Annotated in this window: 8 protein-coding genes; 3 read left to right on the forward strand and 5 right to left on the reverse strand. The window is 37.4% G+C overall.

Annotated features, from left to right (window positions below):
- The first annotated feature begins 26 nt into the window (after positions 1-26).
- A complete protein-coding gene (gene cphA, locus EYS08_RS07885; protein WP_131029500.1) occupies positions 27-2,642 on the forward strand; it encodes a cyanophycin synthetase in 2,616 nt (871 codons plus the stop codon).
- Between the two features lie 219 nt (positions 2,643-2,861).
- Here the strand turns inward: cphA and EYS08_RS07890 are convergent, their stop codons facing one another.
- From EYS08_RS07890 to EYS08_RS07905, 4 genes are all read right to left on the reverse strand, one after another.
- Positions 2,862-3,317, reverse strand: coding sequence for a PA2169 family four-helix-bundle protein (locus tag EYS08_RS07890; protein ID WP_131029501.1), 456 nt, complete (start codon positions 3,315-3,317; stop codon positions 2,862-2,864).
- A 104-nt stretch (positions 3,318-3,421) separates the two neighbouring features.
- Positions 3,422-4,339: a glycosyltransferase gene (locus tag EYS08_RS07895; RefSeq protein ID WP_131029502.1), complete on the reverse strand. Its 918-nt coding sequence runs from the start codon at positions 4,337-4,339 to the stop codon at positions 3,422-3,424.
- Between the two features lie 161 nt (positions 4,340-4,500).
- Positions 4,501-5,361: a methyltransferase domain-containing protein gene (locus EYS08_RS07900; protein ID WP_244215892.1), complete on the reverse strand. Its 861-nt coding sequence runs from the start codon at positions 5,359-5,361 to the stop codon at positions 4,501-4,503.
- The gene (locus EYS08_RS07905) at positions 5,336-9,433 is read right to left on the reverse strand and encodes a T9SS type B sorting domain-containing protein (RefSeq protein ID WP_131029503.1); all 4,098 of its coding nucleotides are present in this window, start codon (positions 9,431-9,433) and stop codon (positions 5,336-5,338) included. Before EYS08_RS07905 ends, EYS08_RS07900 begins: the two co-directional genes overlap by 26 nt.
- Before the next feature lie 830 nt (positions 9,434-10,263).
- Here EYS08_RS07905 and EYS08_RS07910 point away from each other — a divergent pair.
- Positions 10,264-11,643: a M57 family metalloprotease gene (locus EYS08_RS07910; protein WP_131029504.1), complete on the forward strand. Its 1,380-nt coding sequence runs from the start codon at positions 10,264-10,266 to the stop codon at positions 11,641-11,643.
- A 643-nt stretch (positions 11,644-12,286) separates the two neighbouring features.
- On the forward strand, positions 12,287-12,970 hold the full coding sequence (locus EYS08_RS07915; RefSeq protein WP_131029505.1) for an FkbM family methyltransferase: 684 nt from the start codon (positions 12,287-12,289) through the stop codon (positions 12,968-12,970).
- Here EYS08_RS07915 and EYS08_RS07920 read toward each other — a convergent pair whose 3' ends face one another.
- Positions 12,971-14,296, reverse strand: coding sequence for a flippase (locus tag EYS08_RS07920; RefSeq protein WP_131029506.1), 1,326 nt, complete (start codon positions 14,294-14,296; stop codon positions 12,971-12,973).
- Positions 14,297-14,303: the final 7 nt, after the last annotated feature.

The following is a 14,303-nucleotide window of genomic DNA, read 5'->3' on the forward strand; positions in this document are numbered from 1 at the left end:
TAAATAAAAAACGAACAAAACATTACATGAAGATATCAAACATACAAGTATTAAGAGGGCCGAACATATGGTCAATTAGCCGAAAAAAATTGATCCAGATGCGTTTAGATTTGGAAGATTTGGAGCAAAAACCAACCAACGTAATTGAAGGATTTAGCGAAAGGATTGAAAAACTCTTGCCAAGCATGTTTACACACCGGTGTTCTAAAGGTGTGGAAGGAGGCTTTTTTACACGTGTGAAAGAAGGGACCTGGATGGGGCATGTAATTGAACACATTGCTTTAGAAATCCAAACATTGGCCGGAATGGAAACTGGCTTTGGCAGAACTCGCCAAACCAAAACTGAAGGTATTTATAATGTGGTATTCAGTTATCTGGAAGAAAAGGTTGGTGTTTATGCTGCTGAAGCAGCAGTTAAAATTGCCGAAGCCCTGATTAATAACGAAGAGTACGATTTGGAGCACGACATCCGCAGGATGAAGGAAATACGTGAGCTGGAAGCTTTAGGGCCAAGTACAGGTTCTATTGTAGAGGAAGCCGTAAGTAGAAGTATTCCATGGATCAGATTAAATAAAAGTTCTTTGGTGCAATTGGGATACGGTAAAAATCAGGTACGTTTTAGAGCTACCATGACCGAAAAAACCAGTAGCATCGCTGTAGATATTGCCAGCAATAAGGAAGAGACAAAACGTTTGCTTACCGAAGCTGCCATTCCGGTAGCCTCCGGGGTAACGATTTCAAATCCTGATGACCTGGAAGCATCGGTTAAAAAAGTTGGATTTCCTTTAGTTTTTAAACCACTTGATGGCAACCATGGCAAAGGTGCGACCATTAACGTGAAAACGATGGAAGATGCTGTAGCAGCTTTCGAATACGCCAAAACCTACTCGAGAAAGGTTATTATAGAAAAATTTATTACCGGTTTCGATTTTAGGGTACTGGTAATCGATCATAAAGTTATTGCTGCCGCACAACGCGATCCTGCACACGTTAGGGGCAATGGAATTCATACTATCCAAGAATTGATCGATAAGGAGAATGAAGATCCACGCCGTGGTTATGGTCACGAAAATGTGCTAACAGAAATTGCTGTCGACCGGGATACTTTGGATCTGCTGGCCAAAAAAGAATATACCTTAAAAACTATTCCAGAAAAGGGAGAAGTGGTTTATTTAAAATCTACTGCAAATTTAAGTACAGGCGGGACATCAATCGATGTAACTGACATTGTACATCCTCAAAATATTTTTATATGTGAAAGGATTTCGAGGGTAATCGGATTGGACATCTGCGGTATCGATATCATGGCGCAGGACCTTACTCAACCCTTAACCGAAAACGGAGGTGTGGTTTTGGAAGTTAATGCAGCACCAGGATTCAGGATGCACCTTGCGCCAAGTGAAGGTTTGCCTAGAAACGTGGCTGCATCGGTTATTGATATGCTGTATCCGCAAGGGAAATTATCACAGATCCCGATTATTGCTGTAACTGGAACAAATGGAAAAACCACTACTACACGGTTAATTGCCCACATCATCAGAAGTAATGGTAAACGTGTAGGTTTTACAACGAGTGACGGTGTATATGTGCACAACACGATGCTAATGAAGGGCGATACCACTGGACCGGTAAGTGCTGAGTTCATTTTAAAAGATCCGACAGTTGAATTTGCTGTACTGGAAACCGCCCGTGGCGGAATTTTAAGGGCAGGACTGGGATTTAATGCATGTGATATTGGCGTAGTAACCAATATCCAGGAAGATCACTTGGGTATTTCTGATATCCATAATCTTGACGATCTGACACGTGTCAAAGCGGTTGTGATCGGGGCAGTACGCCGTAAAGGTTGGGCAGTATTAAATGCCGATAATGGTTATTGCGTTCGCATTGGCAAAGATGCGCGCTGTAATGTTGCTTATTTTAGCATGGATGAAAATAATCCGGTGATTAAAGAACATTGTAGAAAAGGTGGAATTGCCGCTATTTACGAAAACGGATACATTACCATTAAAACAGGCGACTGGAAATTAAGGGTAGATAAAGCCACGCATATTCCATTAACTTTTGGTGGTTCTGTGAATTTTATGATCCAGAATGTGCTTGCAGCAACGCTGGCAACTTATTTATGGGGCTATAAACCTGAAGACATCCGTTTATCGCTAGAAACATTTATCCCTTCTGCAGCACATACGCCAGGCAGGATGAATATTTTCAGGTTCAAAGAATTTAAGGTGCTGGTCGATTTTGCACACAACCCTGATGGATTTAATGGCGTAAAAGGTTTCTTGCAAGGTGTAGAGGCTACCGAACATGTAGGTATTATTTCGGCAACAGGCGATAGAAGAGACGAAGATATTATCGAAACTGCCCGCATTTCTGCTCAGATGTTTGATAAAATTTATATTTGTCAGGAGAAATATCTGCGTGGCAGACAACAACAAGAACTGGTTGATCTGCTGGTAAAAGGCATTAAGGAAGTTGATCCTAATAAAGAGATTATCATCAACAATAAAAGCACCGAATGTTTACAGATCGCAATCGAAACTGCTAAAAAAGGCTCTTATTTAACGATTCTAAGTAACACGATCGACAATACGATCCAACGCGTTACGGAACATTTAGATCGGGAATTAGAATCGTAAGTAACTAATTTATTCTGCCACCGATCGTCATTTCGAGCGGAATGAAATGAAGCCGAGAACCACGTAGTGCTCAGCGAAGCTAAAACTTTCTCGATACATCTCCCCCGTTCCGAGTTGCTCCATCCGATAGCTATCGGATCGAGATGACGAAAATACTATAAAAAAACCTCCTCCGATAGTAAATCGAAGGAGGTTTTTCCGTTTTTATATATCGGTCACTTATGCTTGAGCATCACGTAATCTTTTAATTTCATCATGCGATACTCTTAACGATGCTTTCTGGTCGGAGATTAAATCTCTTATATTTGAAGGAAGATCCTCTTCCTCTAATGCCATTTTATATGCATTTTGTGCTGCATCTTCTCCAAACTCACAATTGTTTAAAACAGTTTTACGGTCGTGGCCGGTAAATAATGCTTTAACATCCATCCATGCCCTGTAAATTTTTCCTGAGTTTGTTGTTCCGGTTTCAATATCCTCACCCAATGCAGCTACTTCTGCAGCCAAAGCCATTTTATATTTTTGACTTTCGGCAATCATATTTAAAAATAGCGTTTTTAGATCGGCATCTCCATCCTTTAATTCCTGACGTGCTTTTTCATAACCTTCAATACGATCGTTATTAATTTGAACCAGATCGTTTAATACCTCTGCTGTTGCTGTTGTCGTTTTCATGTTTTTTTATTTTTATAGTTTCGATGTATAAAAGCAACATGTTCAATTAAAAAAAGGTTTGTCATTTTTTTAATTGCTTACAACAGTGAGCTATATCAGCTTAATTATTTCTTTGAAAAGTATTGTGTCAGCTTTTCTTTTACAAAGCGCCTAACACGGGTTACCATATTGCCTTTTCGTTTAATCAAAAAGCTTTTTATGGCTTTGTACGCGATGGGGTCTTCAGCTATTACGGTAGGAAACTCGACAATGGGTTTAGGGTTGATGATTACGTTATAGATATCGTTTATTCCTGAATGCACACCAGTGCCATCATGGCCTATGTTGTTAACGAGTGATTGAGATGGGTTAAGTGTGATGCCTCCTTTTAAAAAGATAGAAGCATACCATCTAATTGCCCAACTGTTATTTTTTCCTTTCTTAAACTCTAGCATCTGCTTCCAGAAATTCATTTTATTATCAATGGCGAATGCAGCTCTTTTCTTTTTGTCAAACTGTTTTATAAGAACGTTAATATCCGGTTCGAAGTTTTTCCATGCCCTTCCCCATGTGGCCCAGCCCCAACTTGTGGCTGCCCTGTAGAAAAACGATTGCGAAAGGTTATCTGATTTTAAAGGATACATGTAAGCTCCAATATGCATTACTTTTTCCTCTTCGCGGTATTGGTTTAAAGCGTTGTTGAAATAGGCTAAAGTATGGGGGGAGGTAACCAGATCATCTTCAAAAACAATTACCTGATCGTATTCTGTTATTAATTGGGTTATACCTGCAATTACCGAATTGGCTAAGCCAGCATTGGTCTTACTTTCGATTACTTTAACCGATTTAAAACCATCTACTTTTTTGATGATTTTTCTTACGGCAGCAACTTTTTCTTTATCTAGGTCTGTTTTGGCGCCATCAGAAAAGATATACAAATGGCTTTGCGCAGCCAGTTCATTTTGTTGCAGAAATTGTAATGTACGCTCGGTGTGTTGCGGACGGTTGTATACGAAAAGTGCTATTGGGGCAAGGTTTTGCATTTTTGTTTTATCAATTAAGTTTATCAATAAACTGCTCAGTTTCTCCGTCATTTCGACTGGAGCAACGCGGAATGGAGAAATCTTTTAAATTATGTTAAGAATCAAGCTATAAGATTTCTCGGCTTCGTTGCACTTCGCTCGAAATGACGATCGCCCTACTCCTAAAATATATGTAGATTATTGTCAGACTTTTTTGTTAACACCGTATAGGCATTGGCAAACTGTTCTTGCTTTTTCTTCCCAAACAAATTGCCCAAGTTTTTTTTAATCCGGTATTCCAGTTCGATTTTTAAGTTTTTAAAAAATGTTTTTGATGCTTTTCTATTGATAAACTCATTAAACTTTACCGTTTCTGGTGCAGTCATCGAAACTTTATCTTCCAGGATTTCTAAACCCTCACTCTGCAGCAAAAACCTCAAGGAAGTTGGAGTGTACATGTTAATGTGTCCATAATCCAAAAAATGTTTCATCCTTTGGTCTACACCAAAACGATAATCTTTAGGTACTTCAACTACAATATATTTTGCTACCCTTTTCAATTCACGGATCAGGATTCTTTCGTATTCTACGTGTTCTAAAACGTGCGCAAGAATAATCAGATCAAATGCATCATCTTCATAAGGGATTTTATACCCATCAAAAGTTTGTGCTTCTTTTAAGCTGGCGAGGTTACGATCTTTTATAATATCGACACCACTCTGTGCAATTTCTAAAGCATAAAGTTCTGGTGCGAAATGCCATTCATTTAAAAAATGTAAAATACTGCCATCTCCGGCACCAACCTCAAGTACTTTTTTAGGTTTTAGTCCCTTGCAAACATCAACAATGTTTTGCGCTTTATATTTTGCACCGAGCATTCTCCATGCTACATCGCTATTGGTATAAAAATTATCGTAGGCCGTTTTTACTTCTTCGCTTAACATGCAGTTTGTATTGTTAATTGCGATAAAAATAGTTAAAATTAGTAAATACCGTGTTTTTTTGTACAATACAATACTATCGTAAAACCGTAATGCTTCCATTATAAACGGAATTGTACTTATCTTTAAGTTCAATAACGTAGTAATACACGCCAACAAGCACTAGCTTACCTTTATTCGTTCCATCCCAAGCTGCCAAAGTACTAGTGTTTTGGTACATCAGCACCCCGTACCTGTTGTAAACTGATATTTTAGAACCAGGATAATTTAAAATGTTTCCAATGTTCCAGTTATCGTTAATGCCGTCGCCATTTGGTGAAAAGCTTTTCGGAATATCTATCGTGTTTAAAACAATTACCTCTATCGGAATTGATTTACTGCAATTAAGTCCATAATTAATTTTTAATGTGTAAGTGGTATTTTCTCTCGGACTGGCATCGGGGCTTAAGCTATACTGATTTTTCAAACCAGTTTTGGGTAACCATTCGAAAGTATAGGGTTCGTTCCCTAAATCTGTAATTACATTTAAATTAACCACTTTACCGTAATCTATGGTGAGCTTGGCAGGGGCGGTTACAGAAATGTCACGGTATGAAATGATTTCCACTTCATCTTTAGTAGTTGTATTACAATTATTGTTTGCAATTTCCCACTGAAGAACAACCTGTTGACCGGATGGAAGATTATTGATAACAGCATTAGGATTATTAATATTTGCAGCAGTAAATGGATTAAAATTTACGGGCGAAATAACAGACCAAGTGCCCACTTCGTTCTCACCAGGTTTATTTCCGCTTAAAACAATAAATGATTTTCCACATAAACTCAGATTTTCTCCAGCATCGGCAATGGTTGGCCGTGGATTCAAAGTAATTTTTAATACGTTACTTAGTGACACACAGGAATTACTATACGTTGTTCTTCTAAAATAACCTGTTTGTGTTAGGCTGTTCAATACAATATCTTTCGCAGTTTCGCTACCGATAATACTCCAGTTTACCTCATCATTGCTCAATTCCCAGGCATAACTTAGGGTCATGCCAGCTGCCCCAATAGGATCTGAACCCATAATGCTGAGCGGTCCTGTTGTATTGCCGCAATAATTTAAAGTTTCGGTACTAATGATGTTATTTCGCGTATGTGGAGAAGTGCTTATCTCATATTTTGAGTCGAAATAGCTTGTGCCTCCTGTGGTAATCATCCTTCTGTAAAGCATAATGATAGGCGTGTTTTCAAAATGCTCAATGGTTTTTAAAGAAAAATCTGCATTGTTACCGTTCTGGATATTTACCCAGGTTCGCAAATCAAAAAATTGCCATTGGATAATTGGGCTGCTTCCAATAAAAGCCTCTCCTGTAAGCTGCACTGTTTCGCCTGAGCAAGTTGCAAGTTTAGTTGTTTTATCAATACCGATTCTAATATCTTTCTCAATAACACAGCTATTTCCATAGGTAATTTTGAGGTGGTAGACCGTTGTTTTATCAGGTTTCGACGTAGGCGTTAGTATATCAGGATGATCAAGACCGGTGCTTGGACTCCATGTAAATGTGTAGTTATTAATAACAGGCGTTATTGTAGCAGGAATTTTTACCGATTGACCTTCGCTAATGGTTATATTACTGGGTAAAGTTAAAATGGCCTCACTGTAATTGTGGATGGTAATAGTAGATGACGAGGATGTTGAGCATACATCCTGGTTGATTGTCCATTTTAAAACCACATCAACATCACTTGGTATATTGGTAATCTGCAGGCTAGGATTATGTTCATTAATAGCATTAAAAGGATGATAACTTGCTGGGCTTACCACCTGCCAGGTACCAGTTTCGTTCATGGCAACCGCATTTGCATTTAAGGTAACCATATCGTTATTGCAAAGGGCAATATTATTGCCAGCAATTGAAGCTGTAACCTGTGGTTGAGCTTCTATTTTTAATGTATTGCTATAACTAATACAACTTGCAGAGAAAGTAAGTCGTTTAAAATATTTGGTTTTGGCAATGCTAACCGAAAGGTCTATCCCTGTTGCGTTGTTTATATCCCGCCACGTTAACTCATCATCACTTTCCTGCCATTTATAAACCGCTGTTTCATTTTCTGCACCTTGTGGAACTGTTCCGGTGATTAGCACATTGGATGCTCCACTACATAGTACATTTTGCGTTGTGCTGATTAAATTAGTAGTGGTTGCAGGGTGGATTATAATATTTATATTCGGTTCAATAAGTTCGGCATTTGCCGTAAACACCTTCCGTCTAAACTGATAGGTTATATCCTGATTGGTAAAGTTGGTAAGCCCTTTCAGTTCATAATCGATACTCGCACTAGCGTTGGGTGCAGCTATCCAATTGCCTGTTGGATCTTTAATCTGCCATAAGTAGGTGTATGATGGCCTGGTATTGGCCGCAACACCTACCAAAATCTGTGTAGCCCCTGAGCAAATTGTTATTTCGTTTGTTTCTTCTACCTGTACGGTAACCAACCAGGTATAATCCTGGCAGTTAGATGTAATGATATATTTCTGTGGCTGGGTAAAATTGTTTGCTACGCCAGATAATGGTGCAACAACGCCTATATCGGTTGTTAATATTGGTTTAAGTGCCGTAACATTGGTTCCGGCCCTTACCTTAATGGTTATCGTTTTATCCTGTGTGTTTATTAATGCAGGTGCTGTTTGTTCTGCTAGCTCAAAAGAAACAATGTTTGCCTCACCGGTAAACTTAATCTGGTTATATTTTGAAATATAACCATCTGATGTCCCATTTTTTGCAGTAATCTTTAATTCGCATATTCCTGGATTAAAATCTACAGTACTACAAAATGAGCCGCCAAGCAAAACATTTTTTTTCGAATCGACTGCAATTTTATGCCCGAAGTTGCCCGAACAGCTACTGCCAAAATTAAATGCCCATACATATTTGCCCGTTCCTGTATATTTTCCAAAAAATGTATCCCTTACACCGTGGAAGGTTAATGTTTTATTGAAACTGACATCACCAAAAATCAGGGTTCCATCAAAGTAACCTCCAATGTATACGTTATCATCTACATCAGCGGTAATATAATAACTATAAGGCGTTGAGCTATTTCCGCCTATGTTTTTGCCCCACAATGCCGCACCTGAGGAACTGTACTTTCCAACGAAAAGATTTTTCCCTCCCGTTGATGTTAAGGCAACATTGTTTGCGGGAGAACTGAGGGTTACCGTACCACTATAAACACCGGTTAGGTAAATATCGTTGTTTGGGCCTGAGGCTAAAGATGATACAACGGCAGTAGCTCCATCAATTTTGTCAGACCATATTAGCTGACCGGTTTCTGTGTATTTTGCAATAAAGTAATTTGGTGAAGTGCCGGTAATATTGTTGGCCGGACCTTTGGGATTTAAATCGATGCTGGACGAAAAATAACCCATTATAGTAATCTCGTTGTTGGTATTGGTTATTACATGCCGGATCTCATCTGTACTGAATGAACCGAAACCATAAGCCCATTGAATATTTCCATTTTTATCATATTTGACCATAAAGCCATCTAAACCTCCTTTGGGTAGTAGGTTAAAACCGCCAAGGCTTATATTAGATGAATAGGAGCCTACAAATATAACATTACCTAAACGATCAGCGGCAACAACATGTCCATACTCGGTAGATGAACCACCAACATTTTTTGCCCATTTAAAATTGCCATCCAAATCTAACTTTACAATAAAAGCGTCATTTCCGCCAGCATTGTTAAGATTGAAGGTGCCTGATCCTGGATCACAATCCATGCTAAATGAACTAAACTGGCCGCCAAAAATTACATTTGATTCATTATCAACTGTTAAATTATTCACCTGGTCAAGCTCTGATCCACCAATGCTTTTTGCCCAGATTAATTTTCCATCAGGTGTATACTTAGCAATAAAAACATCATAATCACCGTTCGATGTCAGACTAACCGGAGCAGAAATACCCGATAAATCTACAGTGATTGTACTTCTAAAATTTCCAGCAATGTAAACGTTATCAAATTTATCAACAGCAACGCCGCTCACCTTGCTTTCCCCAAAACCGCCAATATCTTTAACCCAATCTGGAATGGGCTGCTGTTGTGCAAAACTGTTAGAAGGAAGGATAAAAAATGCTAAAAGATATAATAACCTGTGAAATAGCCGAATTTTATTGTGCATTATAAGAGCGGTAAAACAGTGTGTTTAGATTCTGTAAAAAATAAAAATAATACAAATCTACAACTAATTAAAATAGCAGGTTAATTATCGCTTAATGATTTTTTTTGTTGATTTTTCTTACTGCAGTAAATTTTTCTTTATCCAGATCGGTTTTGGCACCATCAGAAAAAATATACAAATTGCTTTGTGCTGCCAACTCATTTTGTTGCAGAATTGTAACGTACGCTCTGTATGCTCCGGACGATTGCATACGAAAAGTTCTATTGGGCAAGGCCTTGCATTTTTATATTTATCAATAAGCGAGCCAGGTATTTTTTTACCATATAAGATGTTTAAGGTCTGTATAAGTTTGGATATATCTTGCCCTCTGTATTCACATTTAATCACCTCAAGTACTTTTTAGGTTTTAGTCCTTTGCATACATCAACGATGTTCTGGGCTTTATATTTTGCATCCAGCATTCTCCAGGCCACATCGCTATTGCTATAAAATTATCGTAGGCCGTTTTTACTTCTTCGCTTTACATTTCAGTTATTAAGCATAAATATAACTTTTGAGAAATAAATACCTATCACTAAATAATAAAAATATAAAAGTTTTATGCTGTCTATACATCAACATATTATTAATAATACTTTAACGTAAAAAAAATTTGTATTTATGTAAAACTTTAGTTTATTTGTATGTAGATTTTCGCAGCGTAATGTTTTCTTTCAAAACAGTATACGTTTGTAATCTGATTAATTAAAATAAAGAAAAATTAAAAATTCTTCTGATGCCAAAAGGAGTGCTCAGTAGATATAATTGTCTATAAATCTAAATTAACCATTATGAAAAACAGAAAAATGATTGTGAGGTTGCTCATGATCTCCGCTATTTCTATCTCAATTTTCGCCTGTAAAAAAGGAGAAAATAATGTTAGCCAGGAGGAAGTAAAAAAAACAGATGCTGTTTACTCCTACATTAGAAGCCTAGGTTTCCCAGCATCAGCTATTAAAGATCTCGGCAAAGAATATCTTGTAGAAGAAGATATTGCCTTCTCAAAGGATATGATTATCCCTTCAACTTCAGGGCCAAAAACAGAACAGTATTATACTGGAAATCTCGTGAGTTCTGCTAACAGAACCAATATCAGAATTTATGTTGATGCATCTATGGCATCTTTAAGTGCGGAAGTCAATTCTGCAGTTAATCAATGGAATACAGTACCAAGTTCTAATATTCATTTTAATCTTGTAACAAGTGGTAGTTATGATATTCTAATTATGGATGAAAATTTAGGAAATGGTTATTGCGGTGTTGCCCGTTTTCCTATTAATGGAAATGCCGGAGGATTAATCAAGATCAACAAGACTTATATCTCTGGAAATAGTTTTGACCAGAGACAGCGGACAATTGCCCATGAAATAGGCCATTGCGTTGGATTCAGGCACACAAATTGGTCCGCAAATGGCGAACCACAAAACGGTACTGATGATATTGGAACTCCAGCAAGTGCGATAGACGTTCCGAATGTTGGTGGCACAGATCCATCCTCTATAATGAATGGAGGTCAATGTGGTATCGGTGCTGCTTATTTCTCAGTTAAAGATAAACAAGCTATTGCTTCATTATATCCTGTAGTAACTTCAGGTCCATCAGGAACATTAACCACAATGGCAGGGATAGACATAGGCGTAGATGATGGTGTATATTTTTGGGGTTTATCTGGCTTGGTTACTAAAGGCAACTCAACTTCAATTAATGGCCCTACCCAACAGTATTTTCTGCCTTCTGGTAAGAACTTTGGTGACGTTATAGATATGGCTATTTCTAATGCTGGCCGTGGTTACGTTTGGTATAAAGATGGTACAATGTCTGTAGGCCAAAGTATTGGTAACTTTGGAGATTATATTCTCCCTAAAAGTTATGTCCTTCCTGCTGGCAAAACACCTCTGGATATTGTTGGGATTGCAATTTTAAAATCTAACGATCACTGTTTTGCATTTTATAGTGATGGTACATTTTCTGAAGGAAACTCCACAGACCTTGGTGCATATGTTGGGCTTCAAAATTACGCACTTCCTCCAGGAAAAAATTATAATGAAATCGTTGATATAGGTATTGCAGCTAGTTCAGGGTGGTTTTATGCATGGTATTCTGATAATAAAATGTCTGTTGGAACATCAACTGATTTAAACTATTGGATCCCACTAAAATCTATGGATTAAATCATTGATTTTTTTCAGTAACATATCTTATTCAAAGATAAAATAATGCAAAGTTTAATTAAACGAATGAACTCGATGTATTTCGGGTTCATTCTGTTAAGTTTATGTAGATACTAATCGAGGTATAAAAAAGTTATAAGTTAATTGAAAAGGTTATACTTATATTATAGAACGCACACCTAACCATGACAAAAGCTAGGATTTAGTAATTTTTAAGCAGTATTTAAAGCATAATGCTTTTTTGGTATCAAAAATTTAGGGCTTTCGACATGCCACCACTGACGTTATTTAACAAATCAGTATTTTAGCTGCTTATGTGTCCACATCCAGTTAAGCCCATAGCACAGTATCCTCGTTTTACTTAAATCCGGCCAAACAAATTTTTCGGACTTCACATTCCTCGCCCTACTGCTGGCTTTGAAAGAAAAATTTTCATTCGGCGTTTTTTGGTTCTTTTTGACGGCAAAAAGCAGAAGTCCATCGGCAGCGTCGAGCCGAAGCAAGCTACTTGCCGTAAGGGTAAAGAAATCAATATATGCCACTCATATTTATTTTTAAGAATAAATTATCCCTCAGATCGGCATAGTAATTATTTTTTATTAAATTTTAAACAGGCTCTTAGTTTATATTTATATTTTTATCCATGATTAAATCAATAAAAAAAGCACTATCAAAATACTTACCTGTTAATTATTTCGCCTACAGTAAATCATACTCACAAGATGGTGAGGACATGATACTTAAAGCGATTTATGAGCAGAAAAAAGCGTATAAAGGCTTCTTTGTAGATGTTGGCGCACATCATCCCGTAAGATATTCCAATACCAATTACTTTTATAAACGTGGATGGAAGGGGATTAACATTGAACCTACGCCATCGGCTATTGGCGCTTTTAATACCTTTAGAAAAAGAGACATTAATTTAAATATTGGTATAGGTCCGGAAAAAACCAAACTTAAGTTCTACTGTTTTAACGAGCCTGCATTGAATAGTTTTTCTGAAGAGGTTTCTAAAAGGATCGACGCCGAATCCGCTAAATATAAAATTATAAAAGAACTTGATATTGATGTACTGCCTTTGGGTGATGTTTTGGATCAACATCTGCCAGCCAATACCACTATCGATTTTTTGAGTATTGATGTGGAAGGTTTGGATTACCAGGTTTTACTTTCCAATAACTGGGATAAGTATAAACCAAGTGTTATTTTGGTAGAAGAGAATGTTAATGTTGATGAGCTGAATAATTCGCCGATATACAAATTTCTAAAGGATAAGGGTTACGCCTTTTTTGCAAAAACCTTACGCACCTGCGTTTATCGCCTATAATTATTTGTTAAATATTTTTTGGAACGCGGTAATAAGGAACAGTGATTTTAACATCATCAAACCTTGTTGCCGCGTTTTTTTGAATAGCAAAATAAAAAAAGTAGAACAGAAATAAGCAATTACCGTAGCTATAGCCGTACCGATCATACCCATTTTTGGGATCAGTATTAAGTTTAATACAATATTAACAGCTGCTCCAAAACCCGTACGGATAAAGGTAAGACGGCTAAATCCCTCTGCAATCAGATACTGACCACTCGCTACACCTAAGAAAACAAAAATACTTCCCCATACATGTAAGGCTAACGCTGGCGCTGCAAATGCGAATTCAGGGTTATATAACCTATAAATATAGGGTGCAGCAAAAGTTACAAATAAGGCAAATGCAAGACTTAGCCAGGCCATTAAATCGTATAAATTTTGAAGCCTTTTTTGGTACCGCTCCGGATTATCTCTTCTGGCATTTAAAATTGCAGGAAAAAGAGAGGTTACAATGGCCACAGGTACAAAGTTTAAGGCTTCGCTTAAGCTAACCGCGGTTGCATAGGCACCAGCCTCTGCAGTTCCCTTTTGCCCCATAATTTCTTTCAACATCAGCAGATCTATTTTCATGTAAACCGAAACCATGATCCCCGAAATAATTAATGGCCACGAAAAATGGAGCAATTTGAGCGCTAATTCTTTATTAAAAGACCATTTAAAAATGTTTCTGCCCTTCCGTTGGTAAACGTAAAAATAACCTATTGATAGCAGGGCAGTATCAAAAAGAAATGAATACACGAAATAGATCAAGTTAGCAGAAAATACAATCAGCGCAATTTTGGTAAGCGCTGATATGACATTTCCAACAATCTGTACCTGCATAATGTATTTCGACTGTACTTCGGACTGGAAATAAGAATCGATTACGGTTAAAGATTGAAATAAGCCCGTAAAAGATAATATTAAAATAATATGATATGGAATATCAGAAAGCGGGCGGATGGTCCAGGCTAAAAAAATAGCAGGTATGCAGACCAGACCAGCAATAACCTTTAACAAAAATGCAGTTCCTAATATGGTATCTCTATTTCCTGGAAACTGATGAAGCTCTTTTACGATGAACTGATCGAGGCCAAGGCCTGCAATAGATGCAAAAAGATAGGTATATGTAATTGCACTTGTTAAAATACCATTATTAAAGGCAAGCAGGTAGTTGGCTACCATAATGCTAACAGCCATTTTAATAGCCAAGCTGCCAACTCTGCCCAGCATTAACAACCCCGTATTTTTTAAATACTTGTTAAATGCTTCTTCGTCAAAACCTTTTAAGGCGGGTAATTTCATTAACGCA

The sequence above is a fragment of the Pedobacter kyonggii genome (assembly GCF_004310665.1).
GTDB lineage: Bacteria > Bacteroidota > Bacteroidia > Sphingobacteriales > Sphingobacteriaceae > Pedobacter > Pedobacter kyonggii.